Below are 22010 nucleotides of genomic sequence, written 5' to 3'. Positions count from 1 at the left end.
TCAGGAGAGAACGAAGTTTTGACTACAGGGCTGTTACCTCCTATGGCGGGCCTTTCCAGACCTCTTCATCTACCTCGTTCTTTTGTAACTCCGTACAGAGTGTCCTACAACCCCAAGAGGCAAGCCTCTTGGTTTGGGCTAATCCCGTTTCGCTCGCCGCTACTCAGGGAATCGCATTTGCTTTCTCTTCCTCCGGGTACTTAGATGTTTCAGTTCCCCGGGTCTGCCTTCTCATATCCTATGAATTCAGATATGGATACCACTCCATTACGAGTGGTGGGTTTCCCCATTCGGAAATCTCCGGATCAAAGCTTGCTTACAGCTCCCCGAAGCATATCGGTGTTCGTCCCGTCCTTCATCGGCTCCTAGTGCCAAGGCATCCACCGTGCGCCCTTTCTAACTTAACCGTTAAAAAGAATCACTATGTGATATCTTGTATTACTAATTGAATGTGATGTCTACTGTTATCTAGTTTTCAAAGAACACGTTTCGAAGGAATGATCCTTCAAAACTAAACAAGACAGGGAACGTTCTGTTTATAAGACCCAAGGTCTTATATTCCGTATAATATCCTTAGAAAGGAGGTGATCCAGCCGCACCTTCCGATACGGCTACCTTGTTACGACTTCACCCCAATCATCTGTCCCACCTTCGGCGGCTGGCTCCTAAAAGGTTACCTCACCGACTTCGGGTGTTACAAACTCTCGTGGTGTGACGGGCGGTGTGTACAAGGCCCGGGAACGTATTCACCGCGGCATGCTGATCCGCGATTACTAGCGATTCCAGCTTCACGCAGTCGAGTTGCAGACTGCGATCCGAACTGAGAACAGATTTGTGGGATTGGCTTAACCTCGCGGTTTCGCTGCCCTTTGTTCTGTCCATTGTAGCACGTGTGTAGCCCAGGTCATAAGGGGCATGATGATTTGACGTCATCCCCACCTTCCTCCGGTTTGTCACCGGCAGTCACCTTAGAGTGCCCAACTGAATGCTGGCAACTAAGATCAAGGGTTGCGCTCGTTGCGGGACTTAACCCAACATCTCACGACACGAGCTGACGACAACCATGCACCACCTGTCACTCTGCCCCCGAAGGGGACGTCCTATCTCTAGGATTGTCAGAGGATGTCAAGACCTGGTAAGGTTCTTCGCGTTGCTTCGAATTAAACCACATGCTCCACCGCTTGTGCGGGCCCCCGTCAATTCCTTTGAGTTTCAGTCTTGCGACCGTACTCCCCAGGCGGAGTGCTTAATGCGTTAGCTGCAGCACTAAGGGGCGGAAACCCCCTAACACTTAGCACTCATCGTTTACGGCGTGGACTACCAGGGTATCTAATCCTGTTCGCTCCCCACGCTTTCGCTCCTCAGCGTCAGTTACAGACCAGAGAGTCGCCTTCGCCACTGGTGTTCCTCCACATCTCTACGCATTTCACCGCTACACGTGGAATTCCACTCTCCTCTTCTGCACTCAAGTTCCCCAGTTTCCAATGACCCTCCCCGGTTGAGCCGGGGGCTTTCACATCAGACTTAAGAAACCGCCTGCGAGCCCTTTACGCCCAATAATTCCGGACAACGCTTGCCACCTACGTATTACCGCGGCTGCTGGCACGTAGTTAGCCGTGGCTTTCTGGTTAGGTACCGTCAAGGTACCGCCCTATTCGAACGGTACTTGTTCTTCCCTAACAACAGAGCTTTACGATCCGAAAACCTTCATCACTCACGCGGCGTTGCTCCGTCAGACTTTCGTCCATTGCGGAAGATTCCCTACTGCTGCCTCCCGTAGGAGTCTGGGCCGTGTCTCAGTCCCAGTGTGGCCGATCACCCTCTCAGGTCGGCTACGCATCGTTGCCTTGGTGAGCCGTTACCTCACCAACTAGCTAATGCGCCGCGGGTCCATCTGTAAGTGGTAGCCGAAGCCACCTTTTATGTTTGAACCATGCGGTTCAAACAACCATCCGGTATTAGCCCCGGTTTCCCGGAGTTATCCCAGTCTTACAGGCAGGTTACCCACGTGTTACTCACCCGTCCGCCGCTAACATCAGGGAGCAAGCTCCCATCTGTCCGCTCGACTTGCATGTATTAGGCACGCCGCCAGCGTTCGTCCTGAGCCAGGATCAAACTCTCCGATAAATGGATCACAGGTTAAGTTCACCGCATCCTGCGGCGACACCTGTGTGACCTGCGTCGTGCAGGCCCTAGTTTGACTGACTACGCACATCGCTGTGCGATTTTTTAAAAACTGAATTAACAGGTACGTTTTGTCTTGTTTAGTTTTCAAAGATCATTTTCACTTCTTGTTGAAGCGACTTTATTAATATAACATTTTGACTTTCTTTTGTCAAATGTTTTTTTGATTTATTTTCCCGCCGCTGTGAGCTTGTTTTCTCAGAAGCGCATCAGCGACGTTTAATAATATAACACGGTCAAGAATCAGAGTCAACACCTTTTTTAAAAGAATATCCTCGGTGATAGACAGCCTGTCCTTTCGTTTCTATCTGGCAGACGTTGATAAGTCCCTTTTCCGTCAAGTAATCAAGCATAACGCCAAGATCTTGGGTAAAGTGCTTTAGGTCATGATGTTGAAGAAGCTCACCGAATTGCCAAATGTCTTTTTCTTTCATTACTTCGAAAAGATGCGCCGAACCGATCTCGGCTTTGGAATGGATGAGAAAATCATTTGCTAAGAATAATAATTCAAGTCTTTTTTCCAGGCTCTCATGACTTTCAATCAGCTCGGAATATAATTTGTACACTTGGGGCTCCATCTGGCGCACTTGGCTCCACACCGTGGTTTCGGGATGGAATCCTCTGTCGATTACTTCAATACGTGCTAAATGATGCAGCGCATGAACAACGGCATTGTAGGCATCTAAAAATTGATTGGCTTCAAAAAAAGCTTTCCCTTCAACATACCTTCTGATTAATTTGCCGTATTCGAGTCCGATCTTCAGTTTACGTTCGGCAAACGGAAATGTATTCAGCCTGTCAATCAGTTCAACTACGTATTCATTACGGTCAAACAAGACTCTGCCATTTACAATCCAATCTATGATTCTTCTATTTGTTCCAAGCAAAATCCATTCTTGAATCTGAGAATCTGTTACCACATGCAAAGAAGCTGTTTGATGATCAAATTCATAATGCTTTATAAAAACTGGCTCATCAGCATCCTTTACAATCACCAGCAAAGCTGCATCAAAGTTATCTGTTAAGGAAGATGTTTTGTTTCTTCTCTCAATCATAATGACAGCCAATGTATTGGGGTGACTTGCTCTTTCTTGGTAAATTGGACGGAGAAGATTTTCCATCACTATTCCTCCAATGCAATTGTTCAAATTTTTTTATTCTCTATTTGATTCAATTCTATGGTTAAAACGAAATTCCTTTTTTCTAAACACATTGAACTATTATAAACAATTTCACAGTAACTCTCCATATGTAAATTCCAGTTCAACCGAAAACATGAAGAAAATCCCATCGGGTTTGTGCTATAGTTAAAACAGAGGGGGATGGACATGGCGAAATACTCCAGCAAAATTAATAAAATCAGAACATTTGCGTTAAGTTTGGTTTTCGTTGGGTTTATCATTATGTACATCGGGATCTTTTTCAAAGAGTCAGTTTTGCTTTCTAGTTTGTTTATGATACTTGGGCTTTTATCCATCGGTCTCAGCACGGTAGTTTACTTTTGGATCGGAATGCTTTCGACTAAAGCGGTTCGCGTCATTTGTCCAGGCTGTGATAAAGAGACAAAGGTTTTAGGAGTAGTCGATATGTGCATGCATTGCCGAGAGCCGCTGACTTTAGATAAGGGATTAGAAGGAAAAGAATTTGATGAGTCTTATAATAAAAAGAAAATGTCGAAATAAAATAAGCTGACCGTTTCGTGCGGTCAGCTTATTTTTAATGATTTTCTTTTTTCGAACACTCTTGGCAGACGCCGTAAATTTCTAAACGGTGGTGGCTTACCTTGAAGCCCGTGACGTGGGCAGCGAGCTGCTCCACTTCATCAAGGCCCGGGTAGTGGAAGTCCACAATTTTACCGCAGTTTTCGCAAATCGCGTGATAGTGATCGGATGTGACAAAATCGAATCTGCTGGAAGCATCACCGTATGTGAGCTCTTTTACCAAACCTGATTCCCGGAACACACGCAAATTGTTATATACCGTCGCTACGCTCATGTTAGGAAATTTCCCTTCCAGAGCTTTATATATATCGTCCGCTGTTGGATGAGCCATAGAGTTAACGAGATATTCCAGAATCGCATGACGTTGAGGAGTAATGCGAACTCCGGTTTCCTTCAACGTTTCTAAGGCTTCTTTTAGTTCATGTGCAGCCATCCGTCATGCACCTCTCTTCTAAAAAAAATTCTTACATTGTAATGTTTATAATTAGTGTAACTCTTTCTACGATAATTTGTCAATTGATATCAGGGTAAAAGTAAGCATAGGCTCATAGAGATTTACTTTTCAGACATATCTTTGAGGGTTTGAAGCGCTTCGGCTACATGGTCCTTTACTTTTACTTTTCTCCATTCTTTAATGAGCCGGCCTTCTTTATCAATTAAAAAAGTGGAACGCTCGATTCCCATATACTCTTTTCCGAAGTTTTTCTTCAGCTTCCACACATCAAATGCTTCCGCCAGCTTATGCTCGTCATCAACAAGAAGCAGAAATGGAAGGTTATGCTTCTCTTTAAATTTTCCGTGTTTTTCCTGGCTGTCCGGGCTGACGCCGATAATGACGGCATCCAGTTCGGCGAAGCTTTCGTGACTGTCCCGAAAATCGCATGCTTCAGTTGTACATCCCGGTGTCATGTCCTTTGGATAAAAATAAAGCACGATGTACTTTCCTTTATAATCCGATAATTTTACTGTTTCCCCATGATCACCTTTTAACTCAAGATCAGGCGCTTTTTGTCCGATTTCTATAGTCATTACGTTACCTCCGGATGTTTTTTTATTAAGCGTATCCAATTCTTGTCCAGATTACAACCATCTCAGCTGAATCTGAAGCCCGAAGCCATTGTTCTTGTTCGGAAGCATGCTACAATAGAAAGGACGCATGGAGATATAGGAGGTTTTTATTCTTGCATACAAAATCAATTGAACTTCACAATGAGGCATTACAGCACATTGTCGGCGGTGTAAACAGCCCGTCTAGATCATATAAAGCAGTCGGCGGCGGTTCTCCTGTTGCAATGGAGAAAGCAAGCGGCGCTTATTTTTGGGATGTGGACGGCAACAAATACATCGATTATTTAGCGGCGTACGGTCCGATTATTACAGGACATGCCCATCCGCATATTACAGAAGCGATTAAAAAAGCAGCAGAGAACGGTGTATTGTATGGAACACCAACGAAACACGAGGTTACATTTGCAAAAATGCTCAAAGAAGCCATTCCCGCTATGGACAAAGTAAGATTCGTCAATTCGGGTACAGAAGCCGTTATGACGACCATCCGCGTGGCTCGCGCATATACAGGCCGGACAAAAATCATTAAATTTGCGGGCTGCTATCACGGGCATTCGGACCTTGTGCTTGTCGCCGCAGGCTCCGGCCCGTCTACTCTCGGCACACCAGACTCAGCCGGTGTACCGAAAAGCATTGCAAACGAAGTGATCACAGTACCATTTAATGATATCGATAGCTATAAAGCAGCTCTTGAAAAATGGGGCAGTGAAATCGCGGCGGTTCTCGTTGAACCGATTGTCGGCAACTTCGGTATCGTGGAGCCGAAAGAGGGCTTCTTAGAACAAGTAAATGAATTAACACATAATGCAGGGGCTCTCGTTATTTACGATGAAGTCATTACGGCTTTCCGCTTTATGTATGGCGGCGCGCAGGATCTCTTACAGGTGAAACCAGATTTAACAGCACTCGGGAAAATTATCGGCGGCGGACTTCCGATTGGGGCCTATGGCGGCAAACAAGAAATCATGGAGCAGGTAGCTCCGCTAGGGCCTGCTTATCAGGCAGGAACAATGGCAGGGAACCCCGCTTCCATCCTATCAGGCATCGCTTGTCTGGAAGTGCTCAAAGAAAAAGGCGTGTATGAAAAGCTTGATCACCTTGGCGCTATGCTTGAGGAAGGCATTTTGAAGCACGCAGAAACACACGGCATCACCATTACGGTCAACCGGTTAAAAGGTGCGCTCACGGTATACTTCTCTGATGAGAAAGTGGAAAATTACGAGCAGGCTGAACGGAGTGACGGAGAAACATTCTCTACGTTTTTCAAGCTGATGCTGGAACGCGGAATTAATTTAGCACCTTCTAAGTATGAAGCTTGGTTTATTACCACAGCACATACAGAGCAGGATATTAAAGACACGCTTACAGCGGTCGAGGATGCATTTAAACATCTAAAAAACTAGAATCAAATACCTTGAACAGGAGCTTTGAGCTCCTGTTTTTTTATGGAATCAAACAGCGTGTAAGATTTTGGTCTTTTTCTAGAAAAATAGCTTGAATATTTGTATCGATCCCTGTATATTACTTAATTGTTTAGCAAATAAACTAACCGGGAATTTTAAGGATTAGCCCATTTGCTATGTCACACAATTTACTATAGAAAGGAATGCACGCACAAACCAATGAAACTTGGTGCCCGCATTTTCAAAACCGGGATTGCGATTACACTTGCCCTTTATTTGGCTTCGTGGATCGGGCTTCCCGCGCCGATTTTCGCTGGAATTGCAGCGATATTTGCGATCCAGCCGTCGATTTACCGCTCTTTTCTCATTATTATTGACCAGGTTCAAGCAAATATCATCGGAGCTGTGATTGCCACAGTGTTCGGCCTTATTTTCGGACCCAGCCCGATTATGATCGGGTTAACAGCAGTTATTGTCATTACAATCATGCTGAAACTTAAAATTGAACATACAATTTCAATTGCTCTTGTAACAGTCATTGCGATATTAGAATCTGCCGGTGACGACTTTTTAATGTTCGCGCTGATCAGAACAAGCACAGTCATCTTAGGGGTGCTTTCTTCCTTTATCGTCAACCTTGTGTTTTTGCCTCCTAAGTACGAAACAAAGCTGATTCATAATACCGTCGAAAACACCGAAGAAATTATGAAGTGGATCAGATTGTCCATGCGGCAGTCGACAGAGCATTCGATTTTGAAAGAGGATATTGAAAAACTGAAAGAAAAAATGATCAAGCTTGATCAGACATATCTTCTATATAAAGAAGAAAGAAGTTACTTTAAGAAAACGACTTATGTGAAATCAAGAAAGCTTGTCCTGTTCAGACAGGCCATTATTACTGCAAATCGGGCGCTTGATACATTGAAGAAGCTGCATCGTCTGGAAAACGAGATCTATCATATGCCGGAAGAGTTTCAGGAAACATTGACTGAAGAACTTGATTACCTGCTTTACTGGCACGAGCGGATTTTGATGAGGTTTGTCGGAAAAATCAAGCCGCATGATGACGCGGTTGAAGAAGGCATCCGGTATAAGCAGCTTTTAACAAAGTCATTTTTAAAAAATCAGCAGAATACGGATGAGGAGCTTATTGATTACAACATGCTCAATATTATGGCAAGCGCCGTGGAATATCGCGAGCAGCTTGAACATTTAGAAACACTTATCACAAGTTTTCAAACGTATCATCCGAAAGACTGCGAAATAGAAACAGAAGAGTAACCCGGTTAAACAGCCGGGTTTTTTTATATACAAAAAAATCTTATATCCTTCGTTAAAAGGATATAAGATTGATGTTTTAGTTCAAATTTTGAATGGTAAATAAGTGCTTGTATTGGCTCTCATAGTCCATGAGTTCATCATGGGTTCCGATTTCAATGATTGTCCCGTTTTCCATGACAACAATCTTATCCGCATGGGTGATTGTCGATAAACGGTGGGCGACAACAAAAGTTGTTCTATCCTTCGCCAGTTTGTCCATCGCTTCTTGAATGTAATGCTCACTTTCCAAATCCAGAGCTGATGTAGCTTCATCTAAAATGAGGAGCGGCGGATTTTTCAGGAATACCCGCGCAATTGAGATCCGCTGCTTTTGTCCGCCTGAAAGCTTAACGCCTCGTTCCCCCACCCGGGTCTCATATCCTTCTGGAAAACTCATGATAAATTCATGGGCATTTGCAGCTTTGGCGGCTTCGATTATCTCTTCAAGTGTGGCATCAGGCTTGCCGATCGCGATATTTTCCCGAATCGTTTCACTAAATAAAAAGGTATCTTGAAGCACCATACCAACCTGGTTGCGAAGGCTTCTTGCTTCATAATCGCGAATATCCGTCCCATCAATCAGCAGTCTGCCGCTTGTTACATCATAAAATCTTGGGATCAGGCTGACGAGCGTTGATTTTCCTCCTCCGCTCATGCCGACGAGAGCTACAGTTTCTCCTCTATTTACTTTTAAGGATACATCATGAAGAATATTTTCTTTGTCCTTCTCATATTGAAACGAAACGTTTTGAAACTCCACTCCTCCGCGAATCTGATCGGCCTTTATCGCATTTGGTTTGTCAGTGAGTTCATAGGGCTCGTCAATAAATTCAAACACCCTGTCCATTGATGCGATTGACTGTGTCAAAGTTGTAGAGGAATTGATCAGCCTTCTAACAGGGTTGTACATTCTGTCAATATATCCGACAAACGCGACCATTGTTCCGACTGTCAGCGGTCCATTAATGACAAAATACCCGGCGCACGCTATGACGATGAGCGGCGCCAAATCTGTAATGGTATTAACGACCGCAAAGGTTTTCGCGTTCCAATTCGTGTGGCGGATGGCTTTATCTAAGAAATGACCGTTTTTCTCATTAAATTGAGCCTGTTCATGATCTTCTATCGCAAAGCTTCTGATGACAGGCATGCCTTGAATGCGTTCATGCAAATGCCCCTGCACTTGAGCAAGAGCCTGTGAGCGCTCCCTTGTCAGCTTTCGTAAACGGCCGTAAAAATACTTCACTGATATTCCGTATAATGGGAATAAAACGATAGAGATCAGCGTTAATTTAACGTCCAGTGTGAGCATGATAGAGATTACAATCAAAATCGTCAGCATATCGAGCCATATATTCATCAGCCCTGTGATGACGAAATCCTTTGTTTGTTCTACATCATTAATCACTCGGGAAATGACTTCCCCTGTTCTTGTATTCGCGTAAAAACGAAGGCTCAGTTTTTGTATATGGTCAAACAGCTTAGCTCTTATATCATAAAGCACCTTGCTGGCAGTCCACTGGGCAAAATATTGCCGGTAATATTCAACAGGCGGGCGCAAAATTAAAAATAAGGCGAACATGATCGCCATAATCGTGAACAATGACGTGGTTTTGTCACTGGCCGTGCCGCCTCCTTGAATAATGTCGTCAACTACGTACTTCAGAAGCAATGGGAGAGCAAGCGGAATGGAGAATTTTACGATCCCGATTAACACTGTAACGAAAATTTGCTTCTTATAAGGTTTGACGAATTGCATGTAGCGTTTCATAACCCCCACGGTTGATTCCCCCTCTCTCTTTATCATGATGTGTGTGAGCCCATGTGAAAAACCTGTTGTACCCCGCAACAGGTTTTTACGTAACCATTATTTTGTATAGCGCAAATACCGTTCATACCACATATCGACAAACTCGGGCGCAAACGGTCCCTGACGCTGGTGAATCCAATGGAGCAGCGTATTTAAGTAGTCTCTTAAAATACTGTCGATTTCTTTTGGATAATTCATGGCTTTCCGATGATCATCATATTCGTCTTCATCGAGAATATTGTAGGTCATGTCAGGAAAAACCTTAACATCTAAGTCATAATCAATATATTTAATTGCTTCGCCATCATAGGCAAACGGAGAACTGATGTTGCAATAATAATGAACCCCGTCTTCCCTCAGCATCCCGATGACATTAAACCATTGTCTTGCGTGAAAATAACAGATTGCGGGCTCTCTGGTTATCCATGTCCGGCCGTCTGATTCGGTTACCATCGTCCGGTCATTGGCTCCGATGACACACATTTCTGTACTTTTTAAGATTGTTGTCTCATTCCAAATTCTATGAATCAGCCCGTTGTGCTTATAGCTGTGAATTTGAATGGTTTCTCCTTCCTTGGGATAGCCCATATTTCTCCCCTACTTTCTATAAAGCCCTACAGTTAGTATGTCCAAATTTGCTTACCGACAACGTCTTTTACCTATTATAACGTTACAAATTGAAAAATGAAAATAAAAGAGCCATTCCGGCCGGGGAATGGCACATTCCTGCACTACACAAAGGAAGACGGCTTTTCTGAGCTGCGATATGAACGAATGACCTGCTCTGTCTGCTTTTGAAACATATCCTGTATATCGGCAAGGTGTTTCCGTTTTACCGCAATTTCAGCCTGAATCCCACGCAGCCTTGCATCCCTTTCCAAATGCCGGAGTTCCGCCTCAATTTGTTTGCAGCGGTCGAGCTCTGATTGGAGATCGAGAAGCTTATCCATCGTTTTCATCTGTTCACTTACCAGCTTTTCAAATTCGGTCATCGGTTCCTCCTTCAGCCTGATGAAAGTATAAACATTTCCTCCTTTAATCATTTCGATCTCCATAAAGCAAACCCTTTGACTCATTCTGTAGACCTTCCACAAGTTTTGTCGTTTTTCAAACAGAAAAAAGCACTTCCACCCGAAGATGAAGTGCTTTTTTCTGTTTCAGTGATTAGCTGTTTTGTTGTTTGTTTTGTTCAGCAGATTGGTTTTGCTGTCTTACCTGCTGTGCGTCAGTTTCACTAGCGAATTCAGTGCCGAATTGACCTTGTTGTCCAGCTGATTGCTGGTTTTGTTTTCTGACTTGCTGAGCGTTTGTTTCGCTAGCAAATTCAGTGCCAAATTGACCTTGACCAGCAGCTGATTGTTGGTTTTGTTTTCTAACTTGTTGAGCGTTTGTTTTGCTGAAGTTATTTGAGTTAGCCATTGTTATCACCTCCACGGTCATTAGAATGTGCAGGTGATCGTATAGCTATTCCTCTTTTTTAAAAATTTTTAAACGAGCAGTGAGCGTCCGCCGTCAACGATAATTGTCTGTCCGCGGATCATGTCAGCCTTGGAAGACACTAGAAACTCCACAGTATCAACCATGTCTTTAATTTCGACCATGCGTCCCGCCGGCGTATTTTGGCGCGCATCCTCAAGCAGATCTTCTCTATTCGGGAAGTGCTTCAGCGCATCTGTGTCGATCGCTCCGCCTGAAACAGCATTGACGATAATTTGTTTTGGTGAAAGCTCAACGGCAAGATAACGGGTTAAAGCCTCTAACGCTGCTTTTGATACACCGACCGTGGTGTAGTTTTCAAGATAGCGGATAGAGCCTAATGAACTAATGCTGACAATATGCCCGCCACCGTTCTTCTCCATTAGCTTGGCAGCTTCCTGAGCGCAGAAAAGCAATGCTTTCGCATTAATGTTCATCGTCCAGTCCCAGTGTGTTTCTTCTAATTCCATGACAGGTCTTAGTACTCCTGAAGCGGCATTATTGACAAAAACATCAAGTCTGCCGAACGTTTCATCAATTTGCTGAAACATTTCTTTGATTTTTGCAGGCTGTCCTACGTTTGCTTTTACGACAAGCACTTTAACGCCAAGCTTTTCGATTTCTTCCGCTGTTTCTAATGCTGCTTTTTTGCTGCGTGCATAGTTAATGACGATGTTATAGCCGTTCTCAGCAAGTCTGATCGCGGCCGCTTTTCCGACACCGCGGCTGCTTCCTGTTACGAGTGCACATTTATTTTGTTCCATTTTTCCTCATCTCCTTGTAGCGTATAGTTCTTTTATTTCCACAAACAATAATGGCAAGAACTTTAAAGGGGGTCTTCTGTTATGTATGTCGGACGTGATATGAGCGAATTGAACATGGTTTCCAAAAAAGATTGGAAGAACAGTGAACTCGCTTATTTTCATCATGCCTTTCAGCAAATTATGCCTTATTTGAACGAAGAAGGCCAATCAAAATACCGGGAATTAACGCAAGAAATTGAAGCGCGCGGCGGAATGAAGCGCAATGAAGCGGACTACAGCCACGGCACGCGCGTCTCTTACGATTAAGAATGGTTTACGGAGCAGCCGAGATGGCGGCTGCTTCTCCTGCCATCTTCCAGATTTTTTGATGTGACACCGGGAACGCAAATTGTTCGAGCTCTTCTTTCGTTACTTTTTTCAGCTTGCTGGTATCCGACACTTGTTTTACTTTACCGAAAAACACTGAAATATTCCATACCAGGTGGGTGAAAACATGCTCGACTACACCTTGCAGATCACTGATATCAGCTTGTATGCCATATTCGTTTTCTAAGAAAGCAATGAGCTGTTCACGCTCAGTTTTGATCCCTTTTTGTGTTTCAAGATTCGGGAATTCCCACAGGTTGGCGAGCAAACCTTTAGACGGCCGTTTGTGGATATACACTTGTCCGTCTTCATCAGTCAGTACGATCGCGGCCATGGTTTTGATCCCGGGCTTTTTCTTTTTGCTTTTTACCGGAAGCTCCCGTTCAGTGCCTTCTTCAAATGCTGAGCAATGCTGCTGAACCGGGCAAAGCAGGCATGAGGGTGATTTTGGCGTACAGATCAAGGCTCCAAGCTCCATCAAGCCCTGATTAAATTCAGATGGTTTTTCTTTGGAAATAAAAGCTCGTATGGCGTCTTCAAAGATCGTTCTTGTTTTTGGTTTGGCAATATCATCCCAAATAGATAGAATCCTGGACATGACACGCATCACATTTCCGTCAACCGCGGGAATGGGTTTATTGTAGGCAATGCTGAGCACCGCTCCCTTTGTATAAGGGCCGACGCCTTTTAACCCGCCAAAATCTTTCTCGTCTGGAGGAACAATGCCGCCGTATTCCTGTTTCACTTCTTTTACCGCGCTTTGCAGGTTTCTGACTCGCGAATAATAGCCGAGCCCTTCCCATGCTTTCAGCACCTTTTCTTCATCAGCATCAGCGAGCGCTTCCACTGTCGGGAATTGTTCTACAAACCGGAGAAAGTAAGGAATCACTGTCTCTACTCTCGTTTGCTGCAGCATCACTTCAGATACCCACACCTTATATGGATCTTGGTCCTCTCTCCACGGCAAAACGCGCTGCTCTCGTTCAAACCATGAGATTAAATCATCGCGAAATTGCTGTATGTCTTTTTGTTTTAATTTGTCTTCAAGTACGTTCATATGTGTTTCTCCCCAGTCTTTCGCGCCCCGCTTTTCTTTAGACTGTTTTTTGTTGTACACTAAGGGCACAGTACGATAATATGTTACATTAAATAGTAATAAAGAAAAAGCGGAAACATATGAGAACGATTGAATCAGTTTAAAAATTGGGTATATGAAAATGGGGAATTTCTTACAAAGTGAATGTGCAGGATCACCCTGCAAGGAGGTCACCTATGGATACGGGCACACATGTCGTTATGGGCATCGCACTGGGCGGTATTGCGACGCTTGATCCTGTTGTCGGATCAGATCCGGCAATGGCTCACGCTGTTATGATCGCAACGCTTGCGGGCTCTCAGGCTCCGGATATTGATACTGTGTTAAAGCTTAAAAACAATGCTGTTTATATAAGGAATCACAGAGGATTTACCCATTCAATTCCCGCCGTTTTGTTTTGGTCTGTCATCATCCCGGCGATTCTGTATTTATTTTATCCTCAGGCCGATTTTCTGCACCTGTGGCTGTGGACACTGCTGGCAGTCGTTCTGCATGTCTTTGTTGATATATTCAACGCCTATGGAACACAAGCCATTCGTCCGTTTTCGAAAAAATGGGTTGCGCTCGGGCTGATTAATACGTTTGATCCGTTTATTTTTATCAGCCATCTGGCAGCTATCGCGATTTGGTATGCAGGCGGGAGTCCCGGCATCACGTTTCTCAGCTTATATATCATATTGGTAGGCTACTACTTGGTGCGCCTGATCATGCAGCTGAGAATTAAACGGAAGCTTCATGAGATGATTCATGATGAGATCGAAAGCATTATTATTTCTCCAACGATGAAATTCAGGCAATGGCGAATCGCAGTGACGACAGCACATGCTTTCTATGTAGGAAGAAGCATGGAAGGACATGTCGTGATTCTGGATACATTTAATCGGGTGCCTGTTCCTGAAACCGATGTAATGCATGCGGCAAAGCAGGATGATAACATCGCGGCGTTTCTGTCCTTTTCTCCGGTATACCGGTGGGAAGTGGATACGTTTAAAGATCATTATGAGGTGAGATTTATCGACCTGCGTTATCGGAGCAAAGGCCATTATCCGTTTGTCGCAATTGTTCATATCGGCCATGATCTCACGATTCGTTCATCCTATACGGGATGGATATTCAGCGAAGAAAAACTTCAGAAAAAATTAAAGCTCGGCTCTATATAGAGCCGGGCTTTTTACGTCTTATATAAAAAACAGCAAGCAGCAGACTGACGAGAGATATGATCGCCGATATTTTGAAGTATGGCGGATAGTAAGTCAGCTCAATGTGATTGTCTCCCTTTTGCGCCTTGAAGCCTATAAAAGCATAATCCGCTTTTTCGATCTTCTGTGTTTTTCCGTTGATCTTCAGCTCCCAGCCTTTTTCATATGGGATCGGAAGCATGATGTACTGGTCTTTTGACAGATGATAGGAAAAGGTCAGTCGATTTTTGTTCCAATTCAGTTTGTCTGCTTTCTCTGTTTTATTTTGCATTACAGCGTTTTTCAGCGTTTGGTAATTTTCTTCATAGAGCGCTATGTTTCTCAGCTCATAGGTTCCTTTCGGAAGATTGATTGAGATATGGCCTGATTTAGGCACTCTTACCGTTATATTATTTACTCCGGTTTTATAGATCGATTTGTTCGATTTCCTTGTTGTGACATAATCATTTACCTTTAATGTAAATCCTTTGTCTTTTGCTTTGCTTTTCAAATAAAAGCTGACATAGTAGTCTCCCGGAGCGGATGATGGCTGTTTCGGGGTGATGATCAGCTCTCCTCCGTTTTCTCCAGTTACGGTTAGCAGCCCGTTTTGATACTGGGCTTGTTTTGCGGTGATGTCCGACTTGGTGATCAAATTGGACGGTTTTGGTGTCTGCTCCGTTTTTCCTGATGGATCTTTTAATATAATTCCTTTCAGCATCGCCTGTTCTTTCGCAAGAGCGGGCAATCGGTCCAGCTCACTTTCGCTGTATATGGCATCCGCTGTTTTAACGAATGGAAGCATGTACTGATTCTCATAAACTGCATAATGCTCTGTTTCTAAATGCTTTTTGAAGCCGTACGGGACGCTGGCTTCGTTTGTTTTTTCGGTCATATAATATTTGCCGTAAAGCAGGCTGTATAAATTCGCCCTGTCTCCCAATGACGCGTAACGGCTGACGCTTTCCCTGCCCATATCGATGCTTAAATCATTCCAATAGAAGGCCAGCAGATCTTTGTTTAAAATGCTGGAATACGCGCTGAAGCCATTAAATCCGTAAATGATTGGCGTATTATTGCGGACCCCGTTCATCCAGTCGATTCTCATGAGCGGGTCATCGTCTTCCTTCTGTAAACGTCTGATGAGCTCAGATGATTCCCGCCCTCTGTATTCCTCACTTGTAAGATATTCTTTTGTCACACTGTCCAAATCGCCGCCTTCTGAGAGCGCGTATTTTTGATAGGAGTTGGCGACAAACAGCGAAGAAAGAATGATTATACCGTACACAGCCATTTTTGCCCGTTTTTTCGCAAAAGCTGCAGCAAACAAGGCTGCGATTGTCATGAGTAAGAGCAATAGAATACTTTCATTCGCAGGCTTCCATATATCGAGCTTATACCTTTGGATATGATACAAGTAAAGAAGCAGGACGACAGCTGCGGCCGGGAGCAGTTCTTTCCGTTTCAATTCAGACAGCTGTGACAAACCAGCCGCAGCTGCTCCCGCAATGGTAAAGGCCAGAACATATTCAAACCGGTTTTGCGGGGCGGAAAAACCGTTAAAGACGCTTGCCGCATACGGACTGAAATGAAACAGAATAAACAGCAGGCTCAACCCGGCAAAGAGACGAAACACACGGTTTTTGTAAAAAGAAATAATAAACAAAAACAGCAGAAAAGCGGCCGGCACAATGATGATCCGGCTCGAAAATAAGATATTATCATCGAAATTGAGCCACTCTATTTTCTGGCTGTATGGAGGGCGCAGGTTGTTTAAAAAACCGTATACTACCGGCACAAACGCCGCCGCACTGATGCCAAAAGAAATGAAGCCTGAAACGAGAAATAATCTGATTTGAATCCATCTTTTCTCTTCATGTGGTTCCAAACGGATCAGCCATCTGAACAGCACATAGATTCCGATGAATATAAGGTTTATGTATGCAAAGTAAAAATTGTTGATTAACGTCAGCGAACACGCAACGATAAACCACGCCGGACGCCGCTCTCTAATAATTTTTTCTGCGCCAAGCACAAGCAGCGGAAGCCAAACCATTGTATCGGTGAAAAATTCCCAATACGCTTCGTGACGGAAATAAATAATTGAGACGCCGTATAACACGGCTCCCGTGAACGATGCCGCCCTGTGCTTAAGAAGATAATGAAAAACAGAAGCGGACGTAAAGATGATCAAGCTCAATTTGAAAATACTGATAAAAACAGCTGACTCTGCCCAAAAAAGCGTATCCGTTTCTCCGATCAGCTGGACGGCTTGAAGCAGCCAAACAGCGGCAGACACAGCAAGAAAAAGAAAAGACGCAGAAAAATAATAGCCGAGCTGACTGAATGTGCCGCCGCCAAGTCCGAATGAATAATTGTAGAAAAAATTCCCGTGTGTATATTGGTCAAATAATAATTTTTTAAATACGATCATTTGCGCAAGCCCGTCACCCGGACCTGTCATATACCTGCCTTCCGCCCATTCTTTCACAAAAAAAGCGTGTGCCAGAACGGACACCAGCAAACTGGCCGCATAGATCATGATATGTTTTCTTTTCATATGAATTCTCCAGTCTTGCTTTTAAGATAATAGACACGCAAAAAAAGCACTGCCAATGGCGCTTGGTATTTTCAGTGCATTTTTGTCAGACGCCGCATGCTTTTTAATTCGTTCGTTTCAGGCAGGTCTTTGTTCGGGATATTCGCCTCTTTGATCAAATAATGCGGGCGTTTTTTTGTTTCATAATAGATTCGGCCGATATATTCACCTATTATTCCAAGACTTAACAGCTGTACTCCGCCGAGAAATAACACTGCTGAGATAATGGTGAAATACCCAGGCACAGAAATACCGTTAGTCAGAATTTTAACGAATGTGGCAATGATATAAATGATGGAAAGCAGCAGGATGAAAATGCCTGTATAAAAACATAATCTCAGCGGCTTATGATTAAATGAAACGACGCCGTCCATTCCGTAGTTAAACAGACTGCTGAACGACCATTTGGAGGTGCCGTTTTTTCGTTCGACATTTTCATAAAATACAATTTTCTGATCAAAGCCAATCCAGCAAAAAAGGCCTTTTGAGAAGCGGTTTCCTTCGCTCAGCTTCAAAAGTGCATTCACAGCTTGGCGGCTTAACAATCTGAAGTCACCGACACCGTCACGCAAATCGACTTCCACCGCTTTATTAATGAACTTGTAATACATAGATGATAAGAGTGAGCGGACAAAGCTGTCCCCTTTTCTGTTCCTTTGGGCAATGACTTGGTCATACCCTTCTTCGTAGCCTTTGATAAATTCCTTCAGCAAATATGTCGGATGCTGCAGATCGGCATCCATGACAATAACCGCCTCGCCCTGAACATGCTCAAAGCCCGCCAAAATTGCGGCTTCTTTTCCAAAGTTTCGAGAAAAAGATATATATTTTACCCGGCTGCACGTCGCTGCCAAGTCTTTGATCTGCTGAAGCGTGTCATCAACACTTCCGTCGTTTATGAAGAATATTTCATAGTCATAATGAATGTTTTTAAATTCCTTTTTTAAAGATTCATGAATGAGTTTAACATTATACCCTTCATTGTAAGACGGGATAATAATCGAGATTAATCCTTGCTTCATTAAGGCACCTTCTTTTTATTATTCTTTTTAAGTATTGCCTTAGGGGAGTTTTACACAAATCTTCAGTAAGGCTATTCCTTTTTTTAAAGTCGTTTAAACCTGTTTTTTGTTACAATTTTATGGTGACATTCATGATTTTTAATGTTATTTTGTCATGTTTAAAACAGACTATGAAAAAAAACGCACAGAAAAAGTCTGCCATTATGACAGACGGATGGAGAGAAATTTTAGCTTATTGGTTCTTAAGATATTCCAAAATCAGCTGATTGACGATGGCTGGCTTTTCGTGGTTAATCCAATGGGAAGCTTCATCAACAAAGATGAGATGTCCATTCGGGCAATGCCTTTCCGTCTCTTTCGCAAGCTTTCTGCTCAAAAAGCGGTCTTCCATTCCCCAGATCATTCGGTAAGGTACTGTTTCGTAAGAGGGTTTCTCTGCCAAGCTTCCTTTTCTGAGGGCTCTGTACCAGTTCAGCATAGCTGTCAGCGCGCCCGGCTGCTTCCACGCTTCTTTGTACCTGCTGACATCCTCGGATGTAAAAAGCGCGGGACGGTCGGATAATCCAATCGCTTTGTCTAATGTATCATAATCATTTTCCCTTAGTGATGCCTCCGGTATATCGGGCAGCTGGAAGTATGCGATATACGAGCTTTTCAGCCATTGCGGCGGATAAAGCGGCGTTACGGTTTTCATGACGTGCGGGTGCGGGATATTGATCGCGATCAGTTTTTCAAGATATTCCGGGCGTGTGGAAGCCAAATGCCATGCGACAGCTCCTCCCCAGTCATGACCGATGACAATTGCTTTTTCATCAGTGAATTGCGTAATAAGCCCGATGATATCATCTCTTAATGTATCAATCCGATACGAATCAATTCCTTCCGGTTTGTCACTGAGATTGTAGCCCCGCTGATCAGGAGCAATGACCCGGTAACCCGCATCAACAAGCGGTTTGATTTGATTTTTCCAGCCGTACCAAAACTCAGGAAATCCATGGAGCAGGACAATTAACGGGCCATCTTCCCGTCCTGCGGCTGCAACGTGAAGCGTGATTCCGTTCGTATTGACAAACTGGCATTTAACTCCGTCCACTTCTATCTCCTCCTTGACTGTGCGTCATGATTTTCAGCCTTTTCTCCGTTAGCATAAATGTTATGACACAGGCGGCAATCAGCAGGATAAGCTGAAGAATAAACAAGTTTGATCCCAGCAGCAAACCCATTCCCGCAATCACCAAGCCTGACAGGATCATTAATGATGCACTGTAACGGTTCGCTTCATTCCATAATCTTTGATCTGACATTGAGCGTCTCGTTCTGTATCCGTACACACTGTTGATCGATTTGGGAGGAAACAGTTTGATCAGTATGCCCGCAATGATCATAAGCCCTCCGCCGACTAAACCCGTCATATCATCATCTCCTTTCTCATTGTTACGTGCAGAAAGAAGAAATGTTTCATGCATAGGCAAAAAGACAAGCCTCGGCCTGCCTTTTTATCGCATTTGTAAATCCTTTGTGTGAATATAGCCTTTAACTCCGCCATAATCCACGAACGCCCAAGTGAAGTCAAATCCGCCGTTTTCACTGAATCCCCACCCAAGTATTGTCACCTCTGTTCCAGATGAGAGCTGCTTAGCTTTTCCGTTTTCGGGCGTCGGTGTATAGAAGGCTGTCTGTTTCGTTGTTTTCGCTTGGCTTGCGGTTTTCATTAAAAAGTGAGTTGAAATATATGCTTTCTTTCCTTTGAAATGAATTTGAGCCCAATCGGCATTTACGAACCTATCGACTTTTACCTTTTGTTCTGATGATACAGTGCCGAGAATATCACCTTCATGATTTGGCTCAGTCCGGACATTCAGCTTTCCTGCTTTTATGATGTAAGTATCGGATGATGGCATGCTGACAGATATGTCGTGAAGGGGCGCAGCTTTTGCTGCGGGAGCGGAATGAAGTGCTGTCAAACCCAGTCCTGCGGCAGCTGTTAAAGCGAGCATTACTTGTTTCTTTTTCATATAAAGCTCCTCCTCGCATTTTGACAAGATATAAGTGGTATTCCCTGATTGACAGGCTGGTGAAACATGTTTTGTTTATGATTTCTTCCTGTTAAGGTAATTTTAAGAAAATGAAAAAACCTGCCGGTCGTTAACGGCAGGTTTTTAATGCAAAAGGCCTCTGCTTTGATTTAAGTAATCATTCACGTCGTTACGGGAGCTTTGAAAAAGGTGGAGCTGGCCGCCATAGTTTTCAATCCATTGTGTGACGATTTTTTCAGTCATTTTTTCACCTTGATAGGCGTGTCCGGCTTTTGCGTAGGTTGCTTCGAAATCGCTCCATAACAATTCCACCCACGTTTTTGCCTGTATATAGCTGATCATCTCGTTCTTTTCCAGAAGCAGATTAGTCAGTTTCTCAATGTACATATTCATGTGTGCAGTCTCCTTTCTTCAGGAAAAAAATAACGCTTTATTACGTGGTGTTCTCCATATACTAACCTTACGTCTTCATCTGAAAAGACGCAACTTTTTGATCTCGAACCTAGGGGGATATGACATGGTCCGAAATAAAGAAAAAGGATTTCCTTACGAAAACGAAAACAAATTTCAGGGTGAACCGAGAGCAAAGGACGACTATGCTTCAAAGCGTGCTGACGGATCTATCAATCAGCATCCTCAAGAAAGAATGAGAGCCTCAGGCAAACGGTAAAGAAGAACAGCTGCATACACTGCAGCTGTTTTTTACCCTTTATTGACTTGATATTCGTAGACGCTCTTCTTTTCTGATAAGTGTGCGAAGGTAGAAAGCACAAGTCCGCATGCGGTCATAAGCGCACCTCCTGCAAACAGCCAGGAATAAGAGCCTGTTCCGTTTAAAATCATTCCGCCGATCCATGCACCAAGGGCATTGGCAAGGTTAAATGCTGATACGCTGACAGCTGCGGCAATGGTTGTGCCGCCCTCAGATGAGGAAATGACCTTTGTTTGCAGAAGAGGCGGCGTGCCGAATGCGCATGCCCCGAATAGGAACGTTGCCACAATGGCTGCAGCCGGGTAAATGGCGATGTAAGGAAATACAGCCAGAACACCGATTAAACCGATCATTACGCCGATCATCGTCCGAGTCAGCAAAGGCAGCGGTACCTTTCCAGCAAAGAAATTCCCGGCAACGCCTCCCAATCCATACGCAAAGAGAGCACCTGTAATGCCAACCGTGCTGAATCCGGCTGAATGCCTCAAAATGGGTTCGATAAAGGTGTAGGCGATAAAGACACCGGAATAGCCTAAAATGGTAATCGCGAAGGAAAACAGCACTTGTTTGTGTTTAAAAACACCCCACTCATTCATAAGCATTGGGATCACTTTTGGTTTTCTGTTCGGCACGGCAGCCATAAGGCCTAAAAATCCGATGACACCAAGTGCCGTAATGATGGAAAACACCGCTCTCCAATTCAGGACATCTCCGAGATAAGAGCCGAATGGAACACCAAGCATTAGAGCCACTGTCAGTCCGCCGTTCATTGAAGCAGCAGCTGCAGCACGCTTTTCCGGCGGAACCATTTCACTTGCGAATACCATGGCAATCGCGAAGAAAGCGCCGTGAATGGACGCAGATAAAATTCTTGAAATGGCCAATACCGCAAAATTCGGCGCCAGTGCGCTCATCAGGTTGGAAAGGATAAATATCGCCATCAGCCCAAGAAGCACAGGCTTTCTCGGAAGCTTGACGGAAATGATGGTGACGAGCGGCCCTGTCAAACAAACGCTTGCCGCATAAGCCGTGACAAGAAGCCCTGCGGATGAAACCTGTATATGAAAGTCATTGGCAATCGACGTCAAAATACCCATCACCGCGTATTCTGTATAGCCGATTGAAAATGTACAAATCATAAGAACAAATATAATAAATTTTACAGATGGGTTTTTGATACTCAACGTCATCGCCTCCTTTGATTTTAAAAAACAACGAGTTTCATCTTAAAAGATTTTTCAAGTGAATTCAATGA

The 22010-nt window shown here is 43.9% G+C and carries 22 protein-coding genes and 2 rRNA genes (1 of these 24 cut by a window edge); 6 read left to right on the top strand and 18 right to left on the bottom strand.

Annotated features, from left to right (window positions below):
- From NST22_RS04725 to NST22_RS04715, 3 genes are all read right to left on the bottom strand, one after another.
- Nucleotides 1-407, bottom strand: a 23S ribosomal RNA gene (locus NST22_RS04725) (it extends 2521 nt beyond the left edge of the window).
- A 170-nt stretch (nt 408-577) separates the two neighbouring features.
- Nucleotides 578-2127, bottom strand: a 16S ribosomal RNA gene (locus tag NST22_RS04720).
- The 16S and 23S rRNA genes sit together here, the layout of an rRNA operon.
- Before the next feature lie 293 nt (nt 2128-2420).
- Nucleotides 2421-3305 (bottom strand): nucleotidyltransferase-like protein, encoded by an 885-nt coding sequence (locus NST22_RS04715; RefSeq protein WP_003243727.1) that lies wholly within the window; start codon nt 3303-3305, stop codon nt 2421-2423.
- 207 nt (nt 3306-3512) lie between these two features.
- On the opposite strand from NST22_RS04715, the gene NST22_RS04710 reads away from it, so the two are divergent.
- Nucleotides 3513-3866 carry a YgzB family protein gene (locus NST22_RS04710; protein ID WP_003243536.1) on the top strand — a complete coding sequence of 118 codons (354 nt, stop codon included), beginning with the start codon at nt 3513-3515 and terminating at the stop codon, nt 3864-3866.
- Between the two features lie 34 nt (nt 3867-3900).
- Here the strand turns inward: NST22_RS04710 and perR are convergent, their stop codons facing one another.
- Complete coding sequence (perR, locus tag NST22_RS04705; protein WP_003223285.1) at nt 3901-4338, bottom strand: peroxide-responsive transcriptional repressor PerR; 438 nt, start codon at nt 4336-4338, stop codon at nt 3901-3903.
- A gap of 122 nt (nt 4339-4460) precedes the next feature.
- On the bottom strand, nt 4461-4934 hold the full coding sequence (bcp, locus tag NST22_RS04700; RefSeq protein ID WP_003233532.1) for a thioredoxin-dependent thiol peroxidase: 474 nt from the start codon (nt 4932-4934) through the stop codon (nt 4461-4463).
- A gap of 152 nt (nt 4935-5086) precedes the next feature.
- On the opposite strand from bcp, the gene NST22_RS04695 reads away from it, so the two are divergent.
- Both NST22_RS04695 and NST22_RS04690 read left to right on the top strand, forming a co-directional pair.
- A complete protein-coding gene (locus tag NST22_RS04695; protein WP_003233535.1) occupies nt 5087-6376 on the top strand; it encodes a glutamate-1-semialdehyde 2,1-aminomutase in 1290 nt (429 codons plus the stop codon).
- Between the two features lie 219 nt (nt 6377-6595).
- Complete coding sequence (locus NST22_RS04690; RefSeq protein ID WP_003233537.1) at nt 6596-7657, top strand: aromatic acid exporter family protein; 1062 nt, start codon at nt 6596-6598, stop codon at nt 7655-7657.
- 76 nt (nt 7658-7733) lie between these two features.
- On the opposite strand, the gene NST22_RS04685 is transcribed toward NST22_RS04690, so the two are convergent.
- From NST22_RS04685 to fabL, 5 genes are all read right to left on the bottom strand, one after another.
- On the bottom strand, nt 7734-9476 hold the full coding sequence (locus tag NST22_RS04685; RefSeq protein ID WP_009966836.1) for an ABC transporter ATP-binding protein: 1743 nt from the start codon (nt 9474-9476) through the stop codon (nt 7734-7736).
- Between the two features lie 87 nt (nt 9477-9563).
- The gene (locus NST22_RS04680; RefSeq protein ID WP_003223272.1) at nt 9564-10094 is read right to left on the bottom strand and encodes a DUF402 domain-containing protein; all 531 of its coding nucleotides are present in this window, start codon (nt 10092-10094) and stop codon (nt 9564-9566) included.
- Nucleotides 10095-10237: 143 nt separating this feature from the next.
- A complete protein-coding gene (locus NST22_RS04675; protein WP_003242708.1) occupies nt 10238-10498 on the bottom strand; it encodes a YgaB family protein in 261 nt (86 codons plus the stop codon).
- Nucleotides 10499-10670: 172 nt separating this feature from the next.
- Nucleotides 10671-10925 (bottom strand): gamma type acid-soluble spore protein SspE, encoded by a 255-nt coding sequence (gene sspE / locus NST22_RS04670; RefSeq protein WP_003233541.1) that lies wholly within the window; start codon nt 10923-10925, stop codon nt 10671-10673.
- Nucleotides 10926-10993: 68 nt separating this feature from the next.
- Nucleotides 10994-11746, bottom strand: coding sequence for an enoyl-[acyl-carrier-protein] reductase FabL (fabL, locus tag NST22_RS04665; protein ID WP_003223262.1), 753 nt, complete (start codon nt 11744-11746; stop codon nt 10994-10996).
- Between the two features lie 81 nt (nt 11747-11827).
- On the opposite strand from fabL, the gene NST22_RS04660 reads away from it, so the two are divergent.
- Nucleotides 11828-12052 (top strand): hypothetical protein, encoded by a 225-nt coding sequence (locus NST22_RS04660; RefSeq protein WP_003233542.1) that lies wholly within the window; start codon nt 11828-11830, stop codon nt 12050-12052.
- Nucleotides 12053-12059: 7 nt separating this feature from the next.
- On the opposite strand, the gene mutY is transcribed toward NST22_RS04660, so the two are convergent.
- Nucleotides 12060-13169: an A/G-specific adenine glycosylase gene (gene mutY, locus NST22_RS04655; RefSeq protein WP_003243838.1), complete on the bottom strand. Its 1110-nt coding sequence runs from the start codon at nt 13167-13169 to the stop codon at nt 12060-12062.
- Nucleotides 13170-13384: 215 nt separating this feature from the next.
- Between mutY and NST22_RS04650 the strand changes: the two genes are divergently transcribed.
- Nucleotides 13385-14368, top strand: a complete 984-nt coding sequence (locus tag NST22_RS04650; RefSeq protein WP_003244136.1) for a metal-dependent hydrolase — start codon at nt 13385-13387, stop codon at nt 14366-14368.
- Here the strand turns inward: NST22_RS04650 and NST22_RS04645 are convergent.
- The 6 genes from NST22_RS04645 to NST22_RS04620 form a co-directional block, all read right to left on the bottom strand.
- A complete protein-coding gene (locus tag NST22_RS04645) occupies nt 14361-16946 on the bottom strand; it encodes a YfhO family protein (RefSeq protein ID WP_003242872.1) in 2586 nt (861 codons plus the stop codon). The two genes, NST22_RS04650 and NST22_RS04645, sit on opposite strands and share 8 nt — an antisense overlap.
- 71 nt (nt 16947-17017) lie before the next feature.
- Nucleotides 17018-18007, bottom strand: a complete 990-nt coding sequence (locus NST22_RS04640; RefSeq protein WP_003244113.1) for a glycosyltransferase family 2 protein — start codon at nt 18005-18007, stop codon at nt 17018-17020.
- Between the two features lie 232 nt (nt 18008-18239).
- Complete coding sequence (gene ephM / locus NST22_RS04635; RefSeq protein ID WP_003243419.1) at nt 18240-19100, bottom strand: epoxide hydrolase EphM; 861 nt, start codon at nt 19098-19100, stop codon at nt 18240-18242.
- Nucleotides 19087-19419, bottom strand: coding sequence for an SdpC immunity protein SpdL (gene spdL / locus NST22_RS04630; protein ID WP_003242803.1), 333 nt, complete (start codon nt 19417-19419; stop codon nt 19087-19089). Before spdL ends, ephM begins: the two co-directional genes overlap by 14 nt.
- 84 nt (nt 19420-19503) lie before the next feature.
- Entirely contained in the window at nt 19504-20022 is a 519-nt protein-coding gene (locus NST22_RS04625) for an SH3 domain-containing protein (protein ID WP_003243363.1), read from the bottom strand.
- A gap of 144 nt (nt 20023-20166) precedes the next feature.
- On the bottom strand, nt 20167-20436 hold the full coding sequence (locus tag NST22_RS04620; RefSeq protein WP_003243789.1) for a YfhJ family protein: 270 nt from the start codon (nt 20434-20436) through the stop codon (nt 20167-20169).
- A 124-nt stretch (nt 20437-20560) separates the two neighbouring features.
- Here NST22_RS04620 and NST22_RS04615 point away from each other — a divergent pair, with 124 nt between their 5' ends.
- Complete coding sequence (locus NST22_RS04615) at nt 20561-20713, top strand: small, acid-soluble spore protein K (RefSeq protein WP_003223241.1); 153 nt, start codon at nt 20561-20563, stop codon at nt 20711-20713.
- Between the two features lie 32 nt (nt 20714-20745).
- Here NST22_RS04615 and NST22_RS04610 read toward each other — a convergent pair whose 3' ends face one another.
- A complete protein-coding gene (locus tag NST22_RS04610; RefSeq protein WP_003243500.1) occupies nt 20746-21939 on the bottom strand; it encodes an MFS transporter in 1194 nt (397 codons plus the stop codon).
- Between the last annotated feature and the right edge of the window lie 71 nt (nt 21940-22010).

This window comes from Bacillus sp. PS237, assembly GCF_037963345.1.
GTDB classification, from domain to species: Bacteria; Bacillota; Bacilli; order Bacillales; family Bacillaceae; genus Bacillus; species Bacillus subtilis.
Note: the sequence above shows the minus strand (reverse complement) of the source record. Positions and strands in the feature narration are given on the sequence as shown.